This window comes from Pseudarthrobacter sp. GA104 (assembly GCF_009741265.1).
Classification (GTDB): Bacteria; Actinomycetota; Actinomycetes; order Actinomycetales; family Micrococcaceae; genus Arthrobacter.
Genome location: NZ_WOWL01000001.1, coordinates 2,326,005 through 2,348,000, shown reverse-complemented (window position 1 = coordinate 2,348,000; position 21,996 = coordinate 2,326,005). Strand labels below are relative to the sequence as shown.

22 protein-coding genes are annotated in these 21,996 nt (G+C 66.3%); 9 read left to right on the top strand and 13 right to left on the bottom strand.

All coding sequences use genetic code 11. The features are described 5' to 3' along the window. Position 1: 1 nt before the first annotated feature. The 4 genes from GK109_RS10710 to GK109_RS10695 form a co-directional block, all read right to left on the bottom strand. The gene (locus GK109_RS10710; protein WP_157240322.1) at positions 2 to 2,239 is read right to left on the bottom strand and encodes an ABC transporter ATP-binding protein; all 2,238 of its coding nucleotides are present in this window, start codon (positions 2,237 to 2,239) and stop codon (positions 2 to 4) included. After that, positions 2,236 to 3,225: an ABC transporter permease gene (locus tag GK109_RS10705; RefSeq protein ID WP_321214751.1), complete on the bottom strand. Its 990-nt coding sequence runs from the start codon at positions 3,223 to 3,225 to the stop codon at positions 2,236 to 2,238. The genes GK109_RS10710 and GK109_RS10705 overlap by 4 nt, the downstream gene beginning before the upstream one ends. A 2-nt stretch (positions 3,226 to 3,227) precedes the next feature. After that, complete coding sequence (locus GK109_RS10700) at positions 3,228 to 4,211, bottom strand: ABC transporter permease (protein WP_157240320.1); 984 nt, start codon at positions 4,209 to 4,211, stop codon at positions 3,228 to 3,230. A 357-nt stretch (positions 4,212 to 4,568) separates the two neighbouring features. Then, on the bottom strand, positions 4,569 to 5,177 hold the full coding sequence (locus tag GK109_RS10695; protein WP_321214752.1) for a helix-turn-helix domain-containing protein: 609 nt from the start codon (positions 5,175 to 5,177) through the stop codon (positions 4,569 to 4,571). Between the two features lie 123 nt (positions 5,178 to 5,300). Between GK109_RS10695 and GK109_RS10690 the strand changes: the two genes are divergently transcribed. The 6 genes from GK109_RS10690 to GK109_RS10665 all read left to right on the top strand — a co-directional run bounded on the left by GK109_RS10690 (position 5,301) and on the right by GK109_RS10665 (position 10,461). Next, positions 5,301 to 5,858: an NAD(P)H-dependent oxidoreductase gene (locus GK109_RS10690; RefSeq protein WP_157240317.1), complete on the top strand. Its 558-nt coding sequence runs from the start codon at positions 5,301 to 5,303 to the stop codon at positions 5,856 to 5,858. 112 nt (positions 5,859 to 5,970) lie between these two features. Then, positions 5,971 to 7,215 (top strand): non-homologous end-joining DNA ligase, encoded by a 1,245-nt coding sequence (ligD, locus tag GK109_RS10685; protein ID WP_157240315.1) that lies wholly within the window; start codon positions 5,971 to 5,973, stop codon positions 7,213 to 7,215. Between the two features lie 127 nt (positions 7,216 to 7,342). Continuing rightward, entirely contained in the window at positions 7,343 to 8,113 is a 771-nt protein-coding gene (locus GK109_RS21915; protein ID WP_197432445.1) for a hypothetical protein, read from the top strand. A gap of 96 nt (positions 8,114 to 8,209) precedes the next feature. Next, positions 8,210 to 9,502, top strand: coding sequence for a PLP-dependent aminotransferase family protein (locus GK109_RS10675; RefSeq protein WP_321214755.1), 1,293 nt, complete (start codon positions 8,210 to 8,212; stop codon positions 9,500 to 9,502). A gap of 45 nt (positions 9,503 to 9,547) precedes the next feature. Further along, entirely contained in the window at positions 9,548 to 9,976 is a 429-nt protein-coding gene (locus GK109_RS10670) for a universal stress protein (protein ID WP_157240312.1), read from the top strand. Between the two features lie 149 nt (positions 9,977 to 10,125). Then, the gene (locus tag GK109_RS10665; protein WP_157240310.1) at positions 10,126 to 10,461 is read left to right on the top strand and encodes a hypothetical protein; all 336 of its coding nucleotides are present in this window, start codon (positions 10,126 to 10,128) and stop codon (positions 10,459 to 10,461) included. Between the two features lie 31 nt (positions 10,462 to 10,492). Here GK109_RS10665 and GK109_RS10660 read toward each other — a convergent pair whose 3' ends face one another. The 5 genes from GK109_RS10660 to GK109_RS10640 all read right to left on the bottom strand — a co-directional run bounded on the left by GK109_RS10660 (position 10,493) and on the right by GK109_RS10640 (position 16,166). After that, positions 10,493 to 11,113: a phosphatase PAP2 family protein gene (locus GK109_RS10660; protein ID WP_370460534.1), complete on the bottom strand. Its 621-nt coding sequence runs from the start codon at positions 11,111 to 11,113 to the stop codon at positions 10,493 to 10,495. Between the two features lie 9 nt (positions 11,114 to 11,122). Next, positions 11,123 to 12,655 carry a dihydrolipoamide acetyltransferase family protein gene (locus GK109_RS10655; protein ID WP_157240308.1) on the bottom strand — a complete coding sequence of 511 codons (1,533 nt, stop codon included), beginning with the start codon at positions 12,653 to 12,655 and terminating at the stop codon, positions 11,123 to 11,125. A gap of 21 nt (positions 12,656 to 12,676) precedes the next feature. Then, positions 12,677 to 13,657 (bottom strand): alpha-ketoacid dehydrogenase subunit beta, encoded by a 981-nt coding sequence (locus tag GK109_RS10650; protein ID WP_157240306.1) that lies wholly within the window; start codon positions 13,655 to 13,657, stop codon positions 12,677 to 12,679. Further along, entirely contained in the window at positions 13,657 to 14,898 is a 1,242-nt protein-coding gene (pdhA, locus tag GK109_RS10645) for a pyruvate dehydrogenase (acetyl-transferring) E1 component subunit alpha (protein WP_157240305.1), read from the bottom strand. Before pdhA ends, GK109_RS10650 begins: the two co-directional genes overlap by 1 nt. A gap of 149 nt (positions 14,899 to 15,047) precedes the next feature. Then, on the bottom strand, positions 15,048 to 16,166 hold the full coding sequence (locus GK109_RS10640; protein WP_157240303.1) for a histidinol-phosphate transaminase: 1,119 nt from the start codon (positions 16,164 to 16,166) through the stop codon (positions 15,048 to 15,050). 91 nt (positions 16,167 to 16,257) lie between these two features. Between GK109_RS10640 and GK109_RS10635 the strand changes: the two genes are divergently transcribed. Next, entirely contained in the window at positions 16,258 to 16,683 is a 426-nt protein-coding gene (locus GK109_RS10635) for a phage holin family protein (RefSeq protein ID WP_157240301.1), read from the top strand. Between the two features lie 32 nt (positions 16,684 to 16,715). On the opposite strand, the gene GK109_RS10630 is transcribed toward GK109_RS10635, so the two are convergent. Continuing rightward, on the bottom strand, positions 16,716 to 18,062 hold the full coding sequence (locus GK109_RS10630) for a hypothetical protein (RefSeq protein ID WP_157240299.1): 1,347 nt from the start codon (positions 18,060 to 18,062) through the stop codon (positions 16,716 to 16,718). After that, positions 18,062 to 18,364 carry a hypothetical protein gene (locus GK109_RS10625; RefSeq protein WP_157240298.1) on the bottom strand — a complete coding sequence of 101 codons (303 nt, stop codon included), beginning with the start codon at positions 18,362 to 18,364 and terminating at the stop codon, positions 18,062 to 18,064. Before GK109_RS10625 ends, GK109_RS10630 begins: the two co-directional genes overlap by 1 nt. 183 nt (positions 18,365 to 18,547) lie before the next feature. On the opposite strand from GK109_RS10625, the gene purB reads away from it, so the two are divergent. Together purB and GK109_RS10615 are read left to right on the top strand one after the other, a co-directional pair. Next, the gene (gene purB, locus GK109_RS10620) at positions 18,548 to 19,990 is read left to right on the top strand and encodes an adenylosuccinate lyase (RefSeq protein WP_157240297.1); all 1,443 of its coding nucleotides are present in this window, start codon (positions 18,548 to 18,550) and stop codon (positions 19,988 to 19,990) included. 86 nt (positions 19,991 to 20,076) lie between these two features. Further along, positions 20,077 to 20,748 (top strand): histidine phosphatase family protein, encoded by a 672-nt coding sequence (locus GK109_RS10615; RefSeq protein WP_157240296.1) that lies wholly within the window; start codon positions 20,077 to 20,079, stop codon positions 20,746 to 20,748. On the opposite strand, the gene GK109_RS10610 is transcribed toward GK109_RS10615, so the two are convergent. After that, the gene (locus GK109_RS10610) at positions 20,745 to 21,665 is read right to left on the bottom strand and encodes a serine/threonine-protein kinase (RefSeq protein WP_157240295.1); all 921 of its coding nucleotides are present in this window, start codon (positions 21,663 to 21,665) and stop codon (positions 20,745 to 20,747) included. The genes GK109_RS10615 and GK109_RS10610 overlap by 4 nt on opposite strands. Continuing rightward, on the bottom strand, positions 21,662 to 21,991 hold the full coding sequence (locus tag GK109_RS10605) for a hypothetical protein (protein ID WP_157240294.1): 330 nt from the start codon (positions 21,989 to 21,991) through the stop codon (positions 21,662 to 21,664). Before GK109_RS10605 ends, GK109_RS10610 begins: the two co-directional genes overlap by 4 nt. Positions 21,992 to 21,996: the final 5 nt, after the last annotated feature.

The window sequence follows — 21,996 nt, the reverse complement described above, 5'->3', positions numbered from 1 at the left end:
CCTAGGATGCATGGTGGTCCGCCGCGTCATGGACCACCAGCATGTCCTCGTCCAGCTCCCCGTCGGGGAAGAAGCAGGCGAAGCGTTGGTCCAGGGCGGGCAGCGGGTGCGCCGCCAAGGCCTGGGCCGCCGGCGACGGCGGTACAAGCTCCAGGGGTGGTTCAAGAGTCAGGCATTTTTCCTGCTTCGCCGCCGGCAGCGCTGCGAAAACGGGGCAGCGCGTGGCGAAGTTGCAGCCCTTGGGGGCGTCCAGCGGCGAGGGCAGCTCCCCCCGGAGAATGATGCGTTCCCGCGTGCGTTCCAGCTGCGGGTCCGGAACCGGGATGGCCGAGAGCAGGGCGCGGGTGTAGGGGTGGCGGGGGTTGTCGAACACGCGGTCCACCTCGCCGATCTCCACGATCTTCCCCAGGTACATCACGGCTACCCGGTTGGAGATGTGCCGGACCACGGAGAGGTCGTGGGCCACCAGAAGGTAGCTGAGGCCCAGTTCGGCGCGGAGCTTGTCGAGGAGGTTGATGACGCCGGCCTGGACGGAGACATCCAGGGCGGAGACAGGCTCGTCCAGGACAACGAGCTTCGGGTTCACGGCCAGGGCGCGGGCTATTCCGATGCGCTGGCGCTGGCCGCCGGAGAACTGGTTGGGGAAGCGGTTGACGTGGTCCGGCTGCAGGCCCACCAGCTTCATGAGCTCCATGATGCGCTTCTTGATGGCCTGCCGGTCCATGCCCGCGTTCTGGAGCGGCTCGGCGAGCACTTCATAGACCGTGAATCGCGGATCCAGTGCGCCGGTGGGGTCCTGGAACACCATCTGGAGTTCACGGCGCATGGCGCTCTTGGTCCGGGCATCGGCGGCCTGCTTGTTGCTGATGCCGCCAATCACCACTTCGCCATCCTGGTCCTTGTGGAATTCCATGATTTCCAGCAGCGTGGTGGTCTTGCCTGAGCCGGACTCCCCCACGATGGAGAAGCACTCCCCTTCGCGGATATCGAAGGTCAGTCCGTCCACTGCCTTGATGGTGCCGATCCGCTTCTTGAGCAGCGCGCCCCGGGTCAGCGGGAAGTGTTTGCGCACGTCCTTGAGCTGCAGGACTGTTGAGCGCTCCTCCCGCGGGATGGCGTCGAAACGTGAGACGGGCACGGGCGGGGCGGCGAAGACATCGTGGGCATCAACGTCACCGCCCAGGGACTCCGATTTGATGCAGGCCGCGCTGTGGTACGCGCTGCCCGGTACCGGGAGGAGCGCCGGTTCGCCATCGAGGCACGCGTCCTCCGCGAGCGGGCAGCGGGGGGCGAACGAGCAGCCGGTGGGTGTGTGGACCAGGTTGGGCGGCATTCCCTCAATGGGGACCAGCGATGCCTTTTCCGCGACATCAACGCGGGGTACGGCGCCGAGCAGGCCCATGGTGTAGGGCATCCGCGGGTTGTAGTAGAGGTCATCCACTGCACCCGTCTCCACCGGCCTGCCGGCATACATCACCATGATGTCGTCAGCCATGCCGGCCACCACGCCGAGGTCGTGCGTGATCATGACGACGGCGGCGCCGGTCTCCTCCTGCGCGGTATGCAGCACCTCCAGCACCTGGGCCTGGATGGTCACGTCCAGGGCCGTCGTCGGCTCATCCGCGATGAGGACCCGCGGGTTGTTGGCGATGGCGATGGCGATCATCACCCGCTGGCGCATGCCGCCGGAGAACTCGTGCGGGAAGGCCCTGAGCCGCTCCTTGGGGCTGGGGATGCCCACCATGGCAAGAAGTTCGACGGCGCGCGCCTCCTTCGCCTGCTTGCTCAAGGTGGGGTTGTGGATGGTCAGCGCCTCGATGATCTGCGTGCCCACCGTGTAGACGGGCGTCAGGGAAGACAGCGGATCCTGGAAGACCATGGCCAGCTCATTGCCGCGGTACCCGCACATGGCTTTGTCGCTGAGCCCCAGCAGTTCCTTGCCCTTGAGCCGGACCGAACCGGTGACCTCGGCTGTGGCAGGGAGCAGGCCCATGATGGCGAGGGACGTCACCGACTTGCCGGAGCCCGACTCACCCACGATGCCCAGCGTCCTTCCTGGCATCAGGTCGAAGTCCACTCCCCGGACGGCATGCACCACGCCGTTCTCGGTGTTGAAGCGGACGTTCAGGTCCCGGACGGACAGGACTGCGTCCGTGGGCGCGTGCAGGCCCGCGACGTGCAGCCGCTCCACCGCTGACTGGGGCTGTCCAACCGGTCCGGCGGCAGTTTCGCTGCTCATGAGGCGTTCCCCTTTACGCGGGTTTTCAGGGCGGTGCGTTTCCTGGCGCTGCCGGATGAACTTGAGCTGGGGTCGAAGGCGTCCCGCAGGCCGTCGTTCATCATGGCCAGGGACCCGGTGAGGAGGAACATGACGGTCAGCGGCACCCAGAACATCCAGGGGAAGGTCTGCACCTGGGACGTTGCGCCGCCGATCAGCACGCCGAGGCTCACATCCGGAACCTTGATGCCGATGCCGATGAAGGAGAAGGCCACTTCCGCGAGGATGGCACCGGTAACGCCGCGGGTGATGTCCAGGACCAGCAGCGATCCGATGTTGGGGACCAGGTGCCGCCACACGATCCTGCGCGCCGGGACGCCCATGTACTGGGCTGCCTTGACGAAGTCCCGCTGCATCAGTGACATGGACATGGACCGGATCAGCCGTGCCGTGCCCATCCAGCTGAAGACGAGCAGCACGATGATGAGCAGCAGCCACGACGGCAGGTTCCGCCTGAGCCCCTCACCTCCGCCGCTGGTGGCCACCGCCACTACCAGGAGGGCCGGCATCATGATGAGCGCTTCCAGGATGAAGAGCATCACCTTGTCCACCTTGCCGCCGAAGTAGGCCATGGTGCAGCCATAGACGGCGGCGACGAGGACAGAAACGAGACCGACAATCAGGCCGATCAGGATGGAGATCCGCGTGCCTTCCACCGTCATCGCGTAGAGGTCTATGCCCGCCTGGGAGGTCCCCAGGAAGTGCTCGGCTGACGGCGGCATGCCGATGTTGAACGGGTCGATGGTTTCCTTGTCCCATTGGGTGAAGTATCCGCCCACAAAGGAAAAGAGGGTCAGGGCAAGGAAGATGCCAAGGCCCGCCACGGCCGTCTTGTTCCGCATGAAGCGGCGGAAGATGATGGTGTTCTTGCCAATGACGACGTCGGCGTTCTCCAGGTGCGCGTCCTGCGCGACGGCGGCCGGATCCACTGCATTGAGGTTGGTCACGGCTACTGCACCCGCACTCTCGGGTCAACAAGGGTGGTGGCGAAATCCGCCAGGATGGCGCCCAGGGCGAAGATGACCGAACCGTACGCCAGGGTGGCGGTGGCGGCATTCACGTCCTGGAGCGAGATGGCGTCGATGCTCCACGAACCCACGCCCGGCCACGCGAAGATCTTCTCGGCGAAGAAGCCGCCGGCAAAGATGGCCGGGATGGTGAAGGCGATGCTTTGGGCCACCGGGATGAAGGAGACACGCAGTGCATGCCGGGAGATGGCCTGGTTGCGGGTGAGCCCCTTGGCGCGGGCCGTCCGGACGAAGTCCGCGTTAACGTTGTCCAGGAGGTACTGGCGCTGGGCGATCTGGTAGGACCCCCAGCCCACCAGTGTGATGGCCACCGTGGGAACGGCGTAGTGCGCGAGCATGTCGATGAACTGGGCCCAGCCCGGCTCTATGCCGGGTGTGGAGATGCCGGTGACGAAGAAGATGCGCTCGCCCACGGTTTCGTTGATGTTAATGGCACCCAGCTGCACCAGGAAGTAGGCAATCGGGGCGGGAACGATGTAGGCAAGGTAGCTGTACGAAGTGATGGCCCGGTCCTGGAACTTGTACTGGCGTGCGGCCGAGTAGACCCCCAGGGCCACGCCGATCACCAGCGTCAGGATGATGGAGGCCAGGAAGAGCCGCGTGGAGATCCAGACACGGTCTCCGAACTCGGCGTTGATGAAGGCGCCGTTGGGGCTCCGGCCCCAGTCCCAGCGAGTCACGATCCCGGTCAGCCATTCGACGTACCGTTCCCACGGGCTGAGGTCTGGATCGAGGCCCTTCAGCCGCATGGAGTTTGCCACCTGCTCGGGGGTGGGGCGGGGAATCCGTTCCTGCTCAAGCAGCGCGGGCTTCAGGGAACTGACCGCCAGGAAATACCCGGCCGAGGTAGTCAGGAAGATCATGAAGATGTACGTGATGCCGCGCTTGGCGAGGTACCTGAGCATGGGGCGCTATTTCCGTTTCGCCGCCACGGGCCGGGGGAAGGAGCACAGCAGTATCCACTGGTGCGCCGGGTTCTTGGCCCTGTCAACAATCACGTGCTGGATCCTTCCGTCATCCCCGGTTCAGCGGGGGTTGTGCCGCGTCATCGGGTCCTCCACCAGCGGGTAGCTGGCCTCCCGCAGCCTTGGCAGGCCAGGTCCTGATGGACTATGTCGCGGGTCACATTCCAGAGGAAACTATCACAAGCCCCGAGCGAAAATGCGGGCGGACGCCCGGAAAGCTACCCGCCCGTATCAGATCGTTATGAATAAGTTTGTGAAGTTCGTGTGACTGGACGGCCGGCACGAAACTGGCGTAATCTACGCGCCGCGGACCACCCGTGTGACAAGCTCCCGCCACGAAGCCGCCAACCGTTCGGGGGTAACTCCGTGCACCCTCACCAGGGTCAGCAGCCGCTCCGGATCAAGGGTTGCGCTCAAGGATCCCGCCATCAGCCAGGGGTCGGGCTCGAATCCCTCGTCCCGGAGCAGCACCTCGATATGGCGGTGCCAGAGCGCCGCGGGAGGCGCTTCGAAGCGGCCCCGGGCTGCGTTCTCCGCCGCGAGCACAAGCTCGCCGAATTCCATCACGTAGGCGATTCTTTCGGCACCGAACGCGATGAGCCGTTCCAGCCCCGGAGCGCCCGGCCCAAGCGGCGGCGGTCCAAACATGAAGCGCGCCTGGAAGGCAGCCTCCGATTCACTCAGGAGGGTAAGCATCAGCCCGGCCCGGCTGCCAAACCGGCGGAAAACGGTGCCTTTCCCCACACCGGCGTGTTCAGCGAGCCGGTCCATGGTCAGGCCCTGGGCGCCGCACTCCTCAATAAGTTCCTGCGCAGCCTTCAGCAGGCGTTCCCGGTTCCGCGCGGCGTCGCTGCGTTCAGGGGAGGGCTCCGGGGTCAGGCCGGGCCGCAGTGGGATGAAGCTCACATCAGTTATTCTAAGGCCCGGGAATAATAAACGGACTACGGTCCGTTTACTCTGGTGAAGGCAGTAACTGCCCCAGCTTTCCAACGGCAGCGGCCCTCCCGCAGCCCTGATCCAGGAGTTCCCATGACCAAGAGCACCGTCCTCACCCTCGTCGGCAGCCTCCGCGCCGACTCCACCAACCAGAAACTTGCCGAGGCAATCCAGCTGAACGCACCGGAGCAGGTGGACGTGGTGATCCACGAGAGCCTGGGCAACATTCCGTTCTACAACGAGGACATCGACGTCGAGGGCCAGGTGCCCGAGGCGGCTGCCGCGCTGCGCGCCGCCGCCAACGGGGCGGACACGCTGCTGCTCGTCACTCCGGAGCACAACGGCACGGTGCCGGCCGCCCTGAAGAACGCCATCGACTGGCTGTCCCGCCCCTTCGGCGCCGGCGCCCTCGCCGGCAAGCCCACCGCCGTCGTCGGAACTGCCTTTGGCCAGTACGGCGGGGTCTGGGCCCAGGACGAGGCCCGCAAGGCTGCAGGCATCGCCGGCGCCCGGGTTCTCGAGGACGTCAAGCTCGCCGTGCCCGGCTCCATGGTGCGCTTCGCTGAGATCCACCCGAAGGACGACGCTGAGGTGGTGGAGCAGATCAAGGGTGTGTTCGACGCCCTCGCGGCCGCCCGGCCGGCAGCCTAGCCAGCTGGCCGTCCGCGGTGCCCGGTGCAGAGATCTGCGCCGGGCACTTCGGTTTAACGCGGCGGCCGCTCCCGCTCTGGCTGCCGCATCCGATCGTTGCTAGCGTGACGGAATGAGCCCGTCGAAGACCCCGGCCGAGACCCTTTCCATTGCCGGGACAGAAGTCCGCATCTCAAGCCCCGACAAGATGGTGTTCCCGGAACCGGGGCTGACGAAGCTGGACCTGGTGCGGTACTACCTTTCCGTCGCGGAGGGCGCACTGCGCGGTGCAGGCGGGCGGCCGATGGTCCTCAAGCGCTTCCCCAAGGGCATCGGCGCAGAGCCGTTTTTCCAGAAGCGCGTGCCGGAAAACCACCCGGACTTCATTGACACCGCAACACTGCACTACGCGTCCGGGACATCGGCCGAAGAGGCGGTCATCCGGGACGCCGCCGGCCTGGCCTGGGTGGTGAATCTCGGGTGCCTGGACCTTAACCCGCATCCCGTGCGCGCCGAGGACCTGGAGCACCCCGATGAGCTCCGCGTGGACCTTGACCCGATGCCGGGCGTGGACTGGTCGCAGATCGTCGACGTCGCCTATGTGGCGCGGGAGGTGCTCGACGACGTCGGCCTGGCGGGGTGGCCAAAAACCAGCGGCTCGCGCGGGCTCCACATCCTGGTGCGGATCGCGCCGCAGTGGTCCTACCGTGACGTCCGGCTCGCCGCAGAGACCCTCGCCCGTGAGGTTGAGAACCGCGCTCCGGGCCTGGCCACCGCGCGGTGGTGGAAGGAGGAGCGCGGTGAGAGTGTGTTTGTGGACTTCAACCAGAACGCCAAGGACCGCACCGTGGCATCGGCCTACTCGATCCGGCCCCTGCCCGACGCCCGGGTCTCCACGCCGTTGACGTGGGATGAAGTCCGCTCCGCCCGGCCCGAACAGTTTACGGTCCTAACAGTGCCCGGGCGCTTCGCTGATATGGGCGACCCCCACGCGGGGATCGACGACGCCGTGGGCACCCTGGATGCACTCCTGGCCCTGGCTGCCGAGCTGGGACCCGCCGAGAAGGCGCCGCGTGCCGGGGACGGCTCCGGCCGCCGGCAATCGGTGATGCCGCTCATCGAAGTGGCCCGGACCAGGACCAAGCCCGAGGCGCTGGCCGCCCTTGGGGAGTGGAAGTCCCGGCATGCCGGCCTTGTCCAAGACCTCCATCCAGCAGACGTCATGGTGGACGGGATGCGCGGATCGAGCTCGCTCTGGTACCGGGTGCGGGTGAACCTGCAGCACGTCCCGGAGGCGGAGCGCCCGGAGCAGGAGGAACTCATTGCGGACTACGATCCATGGGAAGGCAGGGTATGGCCGGGCCAGCCGACGTCCTGACTGCGGCGCTGCCTGCCGCGCTCCCGTGACCAACTCTTATCCCAACCGGTACCTTCCCGGCATTCCCGCTCCAAAACCCCGGCCGTAACGTTAATCCACCGGACCGGACAAGGATTGCGGTGCAGGCATGCCAGCAGGGTGGAATGCAGGAGAACGCAGGGCCAGGCTGCGGGCAGCAGCAGTGGCCAGCCTCACGCTTCCATTGTGGCTCGGCGCCTGCGTAGTCCAGGCCCCCCAGGAGCCCAGGCAGGCGCCTTCCGCCCCGCTGGCAGTCAACAGGGGCGCGCCGGCAGAAGCCCCGCAGTCCCTTACCCCCGCACCGCAGCCCCGGGACGCCGCGCCGCTGGAGGCTCCCGCCGCACCGCCGGACTCATCCGGCCCCGCTGCGGGACCGGACGCGCGGGCTACATCCGTTCCGGCAACCGGCAGCTCCGAAGCCGGGGCGGCGCAAGCTGGGCTCCCGGACGGCACCATCCATGGCGAATCCGAGGCCGGCACGGTCACCGCGTACTACGTGCTCGTGGACGACGGCGGCAGGAACGGAGTGCGCTTTGGCTGCAATGACAGCCTGGTGGGCATAGCCCACGCCGGCCCTGCCGCGGAGGCGCTTCCTGCTGCCATCGGCGCGCTGCTGGACCCGCCCGGGGAGGCGCTGTCCGAGCATGAACCGAAGGCCTACAACGCCCTGTCCGGGTCGCGGCTGAAGTTCCTTTCCGGCAGCTTCGACGGCACCACCGTCACGGTGTACCTCACCGGCGTCCTTAGGCCCGGAGGGACCTGCGATGTGCCCCGCATGGAAGCACAGCTCACGCAAACAGCAGTAGCGGCCGCCGGCGCCATCAGGGCAGAGATCTACGTGAACGGACGCAGCCTGGCGGAGGCGCTGGAGCTCGACTAGGGCTGCCCTGCTTCCAACGGCCGGGCCCACAGGCCGGGTGACTCACTGATATACAGGTGTTGCTTTTTAGGCAACACTCCGCGGTATCCTGATGATGTGACCCACGAAACACTTGACGCCGCAGCAGGGACGCTGCCGGCCGAAGCCATTGATGCCATCGAGCGGGCGGCAACCTCCGCCCACCGCCATGAAGAACTGTTTTCAGCACGCGCCGCGAACATCCGACAGTCAGCGGTGAGGGATGTCTTTGACATTTCCATGCGTCCAGGGCTTGTCTCGCTTGCCGGCGGAAGCCCCTACCTGCAGTCCCTCCCGCTGGACCGGCTCGCCGCGACGGCCGCGAAAATCATCGCCGACGACGGGCTGACCGCACTGCAGTACGGCAGCGGGCAAGGATCCGAGGAGCTCCGCGCCCAGATCTGCGAGGTGATGGCGGCAGAAGGCATTCTCGACGCCCTTCCGCAGAACGTGGTGATCACCGCCGGTTCGCAGTCTGCGCAGGACGTGGCCACCAAGGTCTTCTGCAATCCGGGCGACGTGGTCCTCGTGGAGGAGCCCACCTACGTGGGCGCACTCAACACCTTCGAGGCGTACCAGGTGCAGGTGGAAACCATAGGGATGGACCAGTCCGGCCTGGTGCCGGAACTGCTGGAGGCGCGGATTGCCGCCCTCCAGACGGCCGGAAAGAACGTCAAGTTCCTGTACACCATCCCCAACTTCAACAACCCCTCGGGGATAACGCTGGCCAAGGAGCGCCGCCAGCAGGTGGTGGACATATGCCGCAAAGCGAATATCCTGGTGATCGAGGACAACCCCTACGGCCTGCTCCGCTTCGGCGGTGAGCCACTTAAGCCGCTCCGCGCAGAAAACCCGGACGACGTCATCTACATGGGTTCCTTCTCCAAGATTTTCGCCCCCGGCCTGCGGATCGGCTGGGCCCTGGTTCCCGAACACCTGCAGCGCCGGTATTACCTGGCAGCCGAGGCCGTGACGCTCTGCCCGCCGGCCTTCAACCAGATGCTGGTCTCGGCGTACCTCCGCGACTACGACTGGAGGGGCCAGATCCAGACCTACCGCGAGCTGTACGCCGAACGCTGCAGCGCCATGCTCGCCGCCCTGGCCGAGCACATGCCGGCCGGAACCACCTGGACCAGCCCCGAGGGCGGCTTCTTCGTATGGGTGACCCTCCCGGAGGGGGTGGACACTTATCCCCTGTTGCAGAAGGCGATCGACGCCGGAGTGGTGTTCATCCCCGGGGCCGCCTTCACGCCGTCGGACGAACCGTCCAACAAGCTGCGCCTGGCGTTCAGCGCCGTGCCCCCGGAAGCCATCACCGAAGGCGTGCGCCGCCTGGCGCCGGTGCTGCAGGAAGCCATCGCCGCGCTGTAGCCTTGGCCTGACCAAGCGCCACCGAAACCAAGCAAAGGAGCACACATGAGCGGAATCATCGTTGTAGGGGTGGACGGCAGCGGGACGGCAAAGAAAGCAGCCGAAGCGGCGCGGGACCTCGCCGCGGCCCTCGGCGCCTCCCTCCATGTGGTGTCCGCCTTCGACAGCGACAAGACCGAGGTGTTTGGCAGCGGCAGCGACCGGTGGATCGTGTCCGACGCGGATGCCGCCGAGCACGTGGCACGGACAGTCGCAGAATCGCTGGGGAGGGACATCAAGGTGACGTACTCCGCCGCCCGCGGCCGGCCGGCCGATGCACTCATCAAGGAGGCCCTGCGGATGGAAGCCCGGATCATCGTGGTGGGAAACCGCAGGATGCACGGTATTGGCCGCGTGCTTGGCAGCGTAGCAAACAGCGTTGCCCACAATGCCCCCTGCGACGTTTACATCGCAAACACGTACGACGCCGAGTAGCGGCTTTACGGACACCATGCGGGAGCCACGCCCCTGCATGGTGTCCGTTCTCACGCCCGAAAGCGCCTTTCCGGCGCTGCCCCGACGATAAAATTGGATAAGCCCCCAACGGTGCGGACACCCACTACCACCACCATCAAGGGGCCCCAATGATTACCCTCCAGCGCCGCCATCTGGCAGGCCACGACATCCTCCTTGCCCGCCACGGCAACCACATCTGCTCCATGCGGGTTGACCGCAGCAATGACCGGGTGGTCGCCTTGCTGGACGACGGCAGCGTGGACAGCGCGCCGAACCTCATCGCCCCAGGCCTGAGGCTTCCCGAGACCGTGGGCAGCGTGTTGCGGGAGGATTGGAAGCTCCTGACGGCCTGGGCCGGCATGGCAGCGGCCATGGCTGTACTCATGACGGGTGCCGCAGTGGTCCTGGGTACCACCGCAGACCCGGCAACTCTTGAGATGCTGGCCGCGCATACCTCCTACTAGGGAGCGGACACCCGTCCTGCCGGGTGCTTGGCTAAGGAACCATCCAGCCTTCGAGGGCCCACCAGATGCCGCCCATCACCACGCCGCCAAAGAGCGCGCCGGCGATCACCTGTGCCCGTGAATGCGCGCGCAGCACCACGCGGGACCAGCCCACGGCGGGTACCAGGAGCAGCAGCGGAAGCCAGGCCGGCCCAAGCATGAGCACGGCGATCACGGCTGAAGAGGACACCGCTGCCGCATGCCCGCTGATCTTCCAGAACGGGCTCACGGCCGCCAGCACCACGACCCCCGCCACCACCGCAAGGACCATTGCCACCACGCTTTGCGGCGCCCCCACCGCTTCCAGCACCAGGAGCCCGGCCAGGATGCAGGCCAACGCCATCAGCAGCACAGGCGCACGCTGCCGGCGGTCGCTGACGTGGTGGTCCGTCACCTTCCCCATCCGTACCAGCAGGAGGAGCAGGAACAGCGGTAGCACGCAGACGAACAGGGCGGCCAGCGCTCCGTAGCTGATGGTTCCGGGGAACCCCGGCTGCGTCATGGGGCTGATCAGCAACTGGATGCTCACCACCACGGGCGGCTGGAACACCTCCGTCAGCCATCGTGCGGCACGGTTTTTCAGCCGGATGGTGCTGCTGCTGTCGGCGGCCACAGTGCTGCCCTAGTCCAGGAGGAGCGCCGGCTCCTCAAGGATGGCAGCGACGTCGGCCATAAAGCGGGCGGAGAGGTCGCCGTCCACCACGCGGTGGTCGAATGATCCGCCAAGGGTGGTGATCCAGCGCGGGATCACTTCCCCGTCCAGGACCCAGGGCTTCTGCTTGATGGTTCCGAAGGCCACGATGGCAACCTCGCCCGGATTGATGATGGGCGTGCCGGTATCAATCCCGAGGGCACCGATGTTGGTGATGGTGAGCGTGCCGCCCTGCATCTCGGCGGGCTGGGTTTTGCCGGCCCTGGCGGTGACGGCCAGGTTGTTGAGCGCCAGCGCCAGTTCCTTCAGGGACAGGTCCTGGGCGTTCTTGATGTTGGGCACCATCAGCCCGCGGGGTGTGGCTGCCGCGATGCCCAGGTTCATGTAATGCTTCACATGGATCTCGGCGCCGCCGGTTCCGTCCGCGTTGTCCACCCACGTGGCATTGACGCTGGGGTTCCGTGCGGCCGCCCAGATCACGGCCTTGGCAAGGATAAGCAGCGGCGAGACTTTGATGCCCTCAAAATCCCTGGACGCCTTGAGCCGCTTGACGAATTCCATGGTGCGGCTGGCATCAACGTCGACGAAAATACTGACGTGCGGCGCCGCGAACGCGGAATCCACCATGGCCTTCGCCGTGGCTTTCCGGACGCCCTTGACGGGAATCCGTTCGATCCTCTGGTCCTGCGGCTTGCCGGCCTTCCCCCAGAACCCGTCCGCCTTGTCCAGTTCCGCGTCCCGCTGGGCCTGGTAGCTGACCAGGTCCTCCCGGGTGACCTCGCCGCGTGATCCGGTTGCCACCACGTCCGCCAGGTCAATGCCCAGGTCCCGGGCGATCTTGCGGACCGGGGGCTTCGCCAGGACCTTGTTGACCAGGCCGGTGATGGTGCCGCCCAGCGTGGGGCGGTTGTCCACGGCGTCGACGGCGGTTTCGCCTGGCAGCCGGGTGGCAGTGCCTGCCGGTGTCCCCGGCCTTGCGGACACCTCGGCCGGCGTGCGGGGCTGGACCGGCTCCACCTCCGGCGCGTTGACGGACAGTGCACCCGCCGGGCCCCTGGTGGTGGAGCTGGTCGAAATCCTTGGCCGCCGCTTGACGGCGTCCGCCTTTGGCCCGGAGCCAACCAGGGGCCCTCCGGCCAACGCACTGTCGGCGGCGGGGGCACTTCCCGTTGAGTCGGCGTCGGACGCCGGAAGCTTTCCGTAGAGCGGCTGGACAGGCATCTCAGGCGCAGGGACGTCCGCGGGGGTCGGGTCCCCCGCGACGTCATCGCTGACGCTGATGATCGCGGTGCCGACGTCGATGGTCACGCCTTCGGGGACCAGCAGTTCAGTGACGGTTCCCGCGAACGGAGACGGCAGTTCCACGAGGGACTTGGCCGTTTCGATTTCGCAGAGGACGTCGTTAATGGCGACGGCGTCGCCCGGCTTGACCTTCCAGGAGACGATTTCGGCCTCGGTGAGTCCCTCGCCGACGTCGGGCAGGTTGAACTTGTTGAGAGTCATGGTGTCCTTGGTTGGAAAGCCTCAGTAGGAGAGGGCGCGGTCCAGCGCCTCCAGGATGCGGTCAATGTCCGGAAGGTAGTCTTCCTCCACCTTGGCAACCGGATAGGGCATGTGGAATCCGCCAACGCGGATCACCGGAGCCTCCAGTGAATGGAAGGCACGCTCGCTGATCCGGGCCGCGATTTCACCGCCGATACCGCCGAACGTGGGTGCCTCATGGGCAACGACCAACCGTCCGGTCTTCTGAACGGAGGCCGTGACGGTATCGAAGTCCAGCGGCGAGATGGACCGGAGGTCGATCACCTCCACGCTGTGGCCGTCCTCCTCGGCTGCGTTGGCGGCGGCCAGCGCAACCGGAACCAGCGGGCCGTAGGCAACCAGGGTCGCATCCGTGCCGCTGCGGAGGACGTGGGCCTTGAAGGGGTCCCCCGCCCGGCCCGGCGCCTGCACGTCCACCTCGCCCTTGAGCCAGTACCGGCGCTTGGGTTCGAAAATGATGACAGGATCCTGGCACTCCACGGCCTGCTGGACCATCCAGTACGCGTCATGCGCATTGGACGGCGTGATGATACGCAGGCCTGCGGTGTGCGCGAACAGCGCCTCCGGGGACTCCGAGTGGTGCTCAACCGAACCGATGCCTCCGCCGTACGGGATGCGGATGACCACCGGGACCGTGAGGTTGCCGTTGCTGCGGGCGTGCATCTTGGCCAACTGGGTGGTGATCTGGTTGAAGCCGGGGAAGACAAAACCGTCGAACTGGATTTCGCAGACCGGCCGGTAGCCGCGCAGCGCGAGGCCAATCGCGGTTCCGATGATCCCGGATTCGGCCAGTGGTGTATCCACCACGCGGTCCGGGCCGAACTCGCCGATCAGTCCGTCGGTCACCCTGTACACCCCGCCCAGGGGCCCGATGTCTTCACCCATCAGCAGTGATTTAGGGTTTTGCGTGAGCGTCGCGCGGAGGCCTTCGTTGATGGCCTTGGCGATAGTCATTGTGGTCATCAGTGGCCTGCCTTTGCTGCTGCCTGCGCCGATTCTTCGCCATGCTCACCGGCTGCGAACCCTGCACTGTATTCCTCGAACCATGCAAGCTCCTCCGCCACGAGGGGGTGGGCTTCTGCGTAGGTGTTGGCGAAAGCAGAGCGGATGTCAGGAGTCTCGAGGTCGTGGGTGGTGCGCCGGACGTAGGCGGCGAGCTCATCGCCGTCGGCCTTCACCTTCGCGAAGAAGGCGTCGTCGGCCAGGCCCTCGGAGCGGAGGTATTTCTCCACGCGGGCCAGCGGGTCCTTTGCCCGCCAGGCGTCTTCTTCTGACGACTGGCGGTACTTGGTGGGGTCATCGGCAGTGGTGTGGGCGCCCACACGGTAGGTGAAGGCCTCGATCAGGACCGGGCCCTTGCCTTGGCGCGCGTGCTCCAGAGCCCACTCGGTGACGGCATGGACGGCGATCACGTCGTTTCCGTCCACGCGGATGCCCGGGAAGCCGTACCCCTTGGCGCGGTTGGACAGCGGCACACGGGTCTGAACGTTGGTGGGCACGGAAATGGCCCAGTGGTTGTTCTGGCAGAAGAACACCACCGGGGCGTTGTAGGAGGAAGCGAAAACCATGGACTCGTGGACATCGCCCTCGGAGCTGGCGCCGTCACCGAAATAGGCGATAACGGCAGCGTCCTCCCCTGAACCGGAGGCTCCCGTAGCTGCCGCCAGCTTCTGGTCGCGCTGGATGCCCATGGCGTAGCCCACGGCGTGGAGCGTCTGGGCGGCAAGGACCAGCGTGTAGAGGTGGAAGTTGGTGTCCTTCGGGTTCCAGCCGCCGTTCGACACTCCGCGGAACTGCCGGAGGAGTTCGGCCAGGTCCACGTCGCGGGTCAGTGCCACGCCGTGTTCGCGGTAGGTGGGGAAGATGTAGTCCTGCGGCCGGCTGGCCCTGCCGGAGCCGATCTGCGCGGCTTCCTGGCCGGTCAGCGGGACCCAGAGTGCAAGCTGTCCCTGGCGCTGCAGGGCCGTTGCCTCGACGTCGAACCGGCGAATGGCCGCCATGTCTGCATAAAGGCCGCGCAGGGCTTCAGGAGTGATCTTCTCCGCGTACTCGGTGAAGACGGGATCGAACCCAAGCTTTGCGTCCGGGCCCAGGAGCTGGACCATCTGCGCCGGGGGTTCCCCCATGACCGCCTCGGCATCAGCCTCGCGCTGGTCGTCTACCGCTGTTTCGTCGAACTCGGTGGAAGGCAGATGTGTGCCCATACCGTCTCCTCGCTTGCCGCATGCGGATGCAGTGCAATGTCGCTGGGATATATGCCTCATAAGGAATAGATTCCCTGCGGGGCATATATATTGCTGTACTGATCCTAACTTTATCTTCAGTAGGTAGCCGCAGAGCTACTTGTTAAGCGCTAGGAACCCCGTGGCGCCTTTGTATAGTTCGCACACAGCCGAAGGAACCGGGAGTTCGCCTCGACCTCGCCGATGCTCACCCTCACGCCTTCGCCCGGGAATGCGCGGACGGACAGCGCCTGTGCCCCGGCCGCCTCGGCGAACTCGGCACTGTGCTCGCCCAGGTCCAGCCAGACGAAGTTCCCTTGGGCGTCGGGAACGGCCCACCCCAGGCTTCGCAGGCCTGCCGTGACCCGCTCCCGCTCATCAACCAGGCTTTGTACCCTTTCTACAACCTGGGGGAAGTTCTGCAGCGACACAATCGCGGCCTTTTCGGCAATCTGCGACACGGCGAAGGGGGTTGCGGCCACCCTAAGGTGCTGCGTCAGCGCAGGGTTGGACACGCTGTAACCAACCCGCAGCCCGGCCAGTCCGTGCGCCTTGGAGAAGGTCCGGAGCACCACCACGTTGGGGTACCTGCGGTACATGTCGAGTCCATCCACCGCTTCGTCGTCCCGCACGAACTCCTTGTAGGCCTCGTCAATCACTACCACCACGTGAGGGGGGACGAGCCGGATGAATTCCTCGGTTTCCGCTGCGCGAAGGGCCGGGCCGGTGGGATTGTTGGGTGTGCAGAGGAGGACCATTTTGGTCCGGGGCGTCACGGCGGCGGCCATCGCGGGAAGGTCGTGCCGGCCCTCGGCAGTGACGGGGATGCGCACGCCTTCACCCCCGGAGAGGCCCACACTGATGGGGTACGCCTCAAAGGAGCGCCACGCGTAGACCACCTCATCCGGCGTACCGTCGTCGTTCCGTCCCACGAAAGTTGCCAGGAGCTGGTTCAGGGCGCCGAGGCTGCCGGCGCCCGTGACGATGTCCTCCGCGGGGACACCCAGGAATGCGGACAGCTCACCGCGGAGCCTGCTGCTCAGCGGGTCCGGGTACCGGTTGAAGTCGGTCTGGTGCGCAATGGCATCCAGGACCGCGGGGAGCGGGGGCAGCGGATTCTCATTGGAAGACAGCTTGTAACTGGCCAGCCCGTCAACGGCGGCGGGGGGTTTTCCGGCGGCGTAGCGGGGTAACCGGGCCACCACGGGACGGGGCTGGACGCCGCCCGTCACTGTCTCAGATGACGTCATGCAGACCAGCCTACTTCGCTGGATGCAGGAGGGAAGCGCAGGCTGCCCCCTCCCTCAAGCAGCTGACAGGGAGGTATGGAAACATAGGACCATGCGTTCATTCATCGGCCGGGTCCTCATCAACGCGCTGGCCTTGTGGATTGCCAGCTGGGTTCTTCCCGGCTTGGATATCACCACATCGGCTACAACAGACGCGGTAGCCAAGACCGGCGTGGCAGAGGGAACGGACGTGGCAGGAACTGTCCTGGCGTACTTGTTCATCGGCCTGATCTTCGGATTGGTCAATGCGTTCATCCGCCCTTTAGTGAGCTTCCTGTCCCTCCCAATCACCATCCTGACGCTGGGTCTCTTCACCATCGTCATCAGCGCCGCGATGCTGTACGTGACGTCCTGGATCAGCAGTTTCACGCCGGTCCACTTCACCATTAATTCGTTCTTCTGGACTGCAGTGCTCGGAGCCATCATCATCACCCTGATCTCGCTGGTGGCCGGCCGGCTCGTCGGCGTCCGCCGGTAAGCCTGCACTTCCCCGCCCGGCCTTGCCCGGGCCTAACGTCCTGCATAACCACGTGCCGGTTTGTGGGAATCCGCCGACGCCGCAGCAGGTGCCGGGGCCTTTGTCCTCGACAGGGAAAACCGCGTGGCCGTGGCGGCGCCTCCCGTCCCGAGTATGGCGCCCAGCGCCGCGGTGGACTCCACCAGCGAAGGGTCGCGGCTTTGTGACACCAGCCGGGCACCGTCCTGGTAGCTGCCTAGCTGATGGCCCGGACCTATGCCTACGTCCTCTCCCGTCTGAACGTACAAGTCATTGGTCATGGTGACCGTGACCTGGTTTCTGGCGTCCGGGTTTGGTGCACCGTCGGCCCCGGGGACCCAGTCCGTCCGGTGCTCAAGGTGGAGGCTGCTGACGTCCGGCTTTGATGCAATGTGGGCTACGGGCGATCCCGCGGTCAGGACGTACCTGAGGTCGTATTCCTCCAGGAAGGCGTCGCTTGCTGCCAGGTTCATCGCGTGGATGCCCCCTTGGCTGTAACCGACGCCCACTATAGGGTCACCCTTCCTGGCGCCGGCCGCTTCAAGGGCTTCCCGCACAGCCTTGTTGACACTTTCCGAGCTGTCTCCCACGCCTTCGACTATGCCGTCCAGGTCAAAGGGATTTGCGCCCCCCGCAGCGTCACGCAGCTGGGTCCCCGGGATCACCACCACATAGGCTCTACGTCCGCCGCCATCAACTTCGATGACCTCGATATAGCCGGCTCCGCGTTCATCAATTACCCGGACGCGTTCCAGCAGGCCGGACGGAGAAGGATCCAGGACAATCGGAATACTTTCCTCCCTGGTGACTGCCAACGGACGAGGCTTTAGTGCTGGAATCACGACCTCCGCCAGCGCCTTGAGGAAGGGGGAGACAAAGGCGGCATTGCCGATGATGTTTTCGGTGGCGCTTCGGCTGAGAAACCCTGTCCGCCAGAAGTCCGTGTGGCGTTGCAGCTCTCCTTCGACGTTTGGAACTCCAAGACCACGGGCAGCGCCTGCCAGCCGCTCCGCCATTTCGTACTCGTGCTTGCAGGCCCGGACCTTGCTGCTGATGTGCTGCAACTCGGTCCGCACCACCTGGACGCTCCGCCCAGCCTCACCCACCGCATTCAGGGCCATGGTTCCCGTCCACCGGGGCAGATCCTGGAAAGGAGTGAGGTCCTCCCAGATGCGGCGGACCTCAACCTCAATCGCGGCCAACCTGCCTGCAAGATCGTCCAGTTTTTCGGCGCCTCCCGCGAGCTCCTCCAGTTGGAAGCGGATACCGCCCACGCCGCCCCGGATCGCCAGGGGCCCATCGTCCGCCGGGCCGGAAACCCGGATGGGCCCGCCGCTGCCGGAAGGGGTGGCCTCGGCCATCAGGGCCTGCCGCTGTAGGAGCAGGCAGCCACCAAGGTCTCCTGGCTGTGCCTGGCCACAGCTGCCCTTGCCTCAATCAACAATTCAAGGGAACGGCGCAGGGCAACGGCCTGCAGTGACACAGAGTCCCGGTAGGCCCTGCCGGCCGGTGACTCCCACTGCAGCAACTGGATATCCCTGAATCCTGCCAGGACTTCCTCTGCCCGGACCAGGCAGGCCCCAATGCGATCGGCCAACTGGTCCACCTGGGCAGCACGGAGCATGTCGGCCTGCAGGTCAGGGCCCGCCAGTTCTCTGCCCATTGCCCCTCCACCACACCTTTGCCGTTGCATCCGAAACTCCCCGCCCTATCCGGGAGCTGCCTTTCCATTCCCGACGCTACGGAGCGGCCGCTCCGGACTGAAGATCCCTCGTGGTGTATGTGGACAAGTAACGTGGACAGCCGCCGCTTAAGGGGGTGCCGGACTTCATGAAAGAATCAGCACATGCCTGAAACTGCCGCCACAGCTGACACCCGTACGCCCTCAGGACGCCTGGCCCTTGCCGCGTCCCCGGAAAGAATTGCGCTCGGCCCGCTGGACGGCCGGTACCAGTCGGCTGTCGCACCCCTGGTGGACTACCTTTCGGAGGCGGCCCTCAACCGGGACCGCGTGGCGGTGGAAGTTGAATGGCTCATCCACCTGACCAGCAACAACGTCCTTCCCGGGGCCGGCCCGCTCACCCCGGAACAGCAGGAGCAGCTGCGTGCGATCGTCACTGAATTCGACGCGGCGTCCGTGGCAGAACTTGCTGACATCGAGGCCGTCACCGTCCACGACGTCAAGGCCGTGGAGTATTACATCGGCCGGCGACTGCCCGCCATCGGGATCGAAAACCTGACGGCGATGGTCCACTTCGGCTGCACGTCCGAGGACATCAACAACCTCTCCTACGCCCTGGGCATCAAGGGCGCTGTGGAGGACGTGTGGCTGCCCGCCGCGCGGGCCCTGGTGGCCCAGATCAGCAAGATGGCCCAGGAAAACCGGGCGGTTCCCATGCTGTCCCGGACCCACGGCCAGCCGGCCACCCCCACCACCCTGGGCAAGGAACTGGCCGTCATCGCGCACCGCCTCACGCGCCAGCTGGACCGGATCGCGAAAACCGAATACCTGGGCAAGATCAACGGCGCCACCGGCACGTACGCGGCGCACGTGGCGTCGGTCCCCGGCGCCGACTGGCAGCAGGTGTCCAAGTCCTTCGTGGAGGCCCTGGGGCTGACCTGGAACCCGCTGACCACGCAGATCGAGAGCCACGACTGGCAGGCAGAGCTGTACGCGGACGTTGCACGCTTCAACCGCATCCTCCACAACGTCTGCACGGACATCTGGAGCTACATCTCCATCGGCTATTTCGCGCAGATCCCGGTGGCCGGCGCGACGGGTTCCTCCACCATGCCGCACAAGGTGAACCCGATCCGCTTCGAGAACGCCGAGGCCAACCTGGAGATCTCCTCGGGCCTGCTGGACGTCCTGGGGTCCACCCTTGTGACGTCCCGCTGGCAGCGCGACCTCACCGACTCCTCCAGCCAGCGCAACATCGGTGTGGCATTCGGCCACTCCCTCCTGGCCATCTCCAACGTGGCCAAGGGCCTGGAGCGCCTGGACGTGGCCGAGGACGTCCTGGCCGGCGACCTGGACACCAACTGGGAAGTGCTGGGGGAAGCCATCCAGATGGTCATGCGCGCTGAGGCGATCGCCGGCGTCGAAGGCATGGAGAACCCCTACGAGCGGCTCAAGGACCTCACCCGGGGCCAGCGGGTGGACGCGGCCCGCATGCAGGAATTCGTGCAAAGCCTTGGCTTGTCACCGGAAGCCGAGGCCCGGCTGCTCGCCCTGACCCCCGGAAAGTACACCGGCATCGCGGACCAGCTGGTGGACCACCTTAAGTAAAAGTACGACGACGGCGCCGGGCTCCCAAGGGCCCGGCGCCTTTCTTCCGGGTCATCCCGGCTTGCCGGGAGTGCGAAACTGGAAGCATGAAGCTGCTGCTCATCCGCCACGGACAGACTCCCGGTAACGTGCTTGGCCAACTCGATACGGCGCATCCCGGCCCCGGGCTGACGGAACTCGGTGAACGGCAGGCCGAGGCCATGGCCCGCTCGCTGGCGAACGAGCCCATCGGGGCGCTGTACGCGTCCACGCTGATCAGGGCCCAGATCACCGCGGCGCCGCTGGGCCGGCTGCACGGCCTGGATATCGAGGTGCTGGACGGCCTGCACGAAATCGAAGCCGGTTCCCTCGAGAAACTGACGGACCATGAAGCCCACAAGCGCTACATGGGGACCGTCTTCTCCTGGGCCGCCGGGGACCTGGACCGGCGGATGCCGGCGGGTCCGGACGGGCACACGTTCTTTGACCGCTTCGACGCTGCCATCCGCCGGGTCGTGGAGCGGGCACTCGACCAGCAGCATGAGGCCGCTGCGGTGGTCAGCCACGGTGCGGCGATCCGCACCTGGGCTGGACGCCGGGCGGAGGACGCGGACCACGAATTCGCCGCACGCCATGTGCTGGCAAATACCGGAATCGTGGCGCTGGAAGGGGATCCGGACCGCGGGTGGAAGCTCATCCACTGGGACGGAAGCCCCGTGGGCGGACTTGCCCTCGCCGACCCAACCGCGGAGGACCCCACCGGCCGGGACCTGGCCTAGGCGAGCTGGCGGATCCGCCGGGCAGGGAAAACCGCCCTCCCGCGGCAGGGGCTGACCATTTCGCCGGCGGGTACGGGGACGAGCCGCGGGGCCATGCCCGCTGCCTCCCCCGCCGTCGGACGTTCTGCGCTGTCCATGGCCGTCAGGGACCGGAGGAAGGAACGCCAGCCGGAACCCAGGGAGTCCGGCACTTGCGGACTGCGAAGGGTCCTGGCCACGAGGGACTCGATGGCAGTGCCGGGGAACGCCTTGGCTCCGGTAAGCAGCTCCAGCAGGACCAGCCCCGTGGCGTAGACATCCCAGGAGGCGCGCGCCGGTCCTCCCGATGCCTGCTCAGGGCTCATGTAGTGCACGGTTCCGGATGACATGCCGGGTTCCGGGGCCGAGCCGGCGGGCGCCACGATGCCGAAATCGATGATGCGGACAGGGCTACGCCGCAGGCCGCTCAGCATCAGGTTGGCGGGCTTGATGTCGCGGTGCACCATCCCCTGCCCGTGGAGGTGGGCCAGGGCCTCGAAGAGTCCCCGGGCCCAGCCGGCAACGACGTCGGGGTGGTACTGGCTGGTGCGGCCAGCCTCCGCGAGGCTGGGGCCCAATGCAAGTTCCTCCACAAGGAAAGGGCGGCCGGCGAGTGCAGAGTTCCCGGATACGACGCCCTGGCCGATGAATTTGACGATCGATGGGTGCTGCAGGCCCGACAGGACGGCGGCTTCGTTGCTGATCCGCTCAAAGTGTTTGGCCGAAACGTCCACGGCCACCTTCACTGCCACATCGGCCCCGCCTTCCAGGTCCGCCGCGCGGAAGACCTGCGCGAGCGCGCCGCGGCCCAGAAGGTCCTTGAGCTGGTAGCGCCCCGCCACTGTAGGTGCGGCGGCTTTGAGGGCCGCGGTTGATCGAAGGTGCGCGGGCGCGGTCATGCGGAGAGCGCCACAGGATCCGGAACCGCTACAACTGCCCCGCGCTGGGACACGCGGCCATAAGGGGACTGGATCCAGGCGTCCAGCTGGAAACCGCACCCGCACCGCCACACGGGCGGCAGGTGCACGGGACCGCCGTCCTCCGGTTCGAAGGTATAGCCGACGGCGGCAGGCCCCACGGCGGGGGTGACGAGTTCCATGGCGGAGCCGCAGTGGACGGCGGGACTGATGGCAGCCCCGCCCTGCTGGGGCGAAGCGTTGAAGGGCGCGCTGCACGCAAGGGATTCCAAGGGCAAAAGCTCAGTAAAGGTAACCAAGACGCTCACGACTC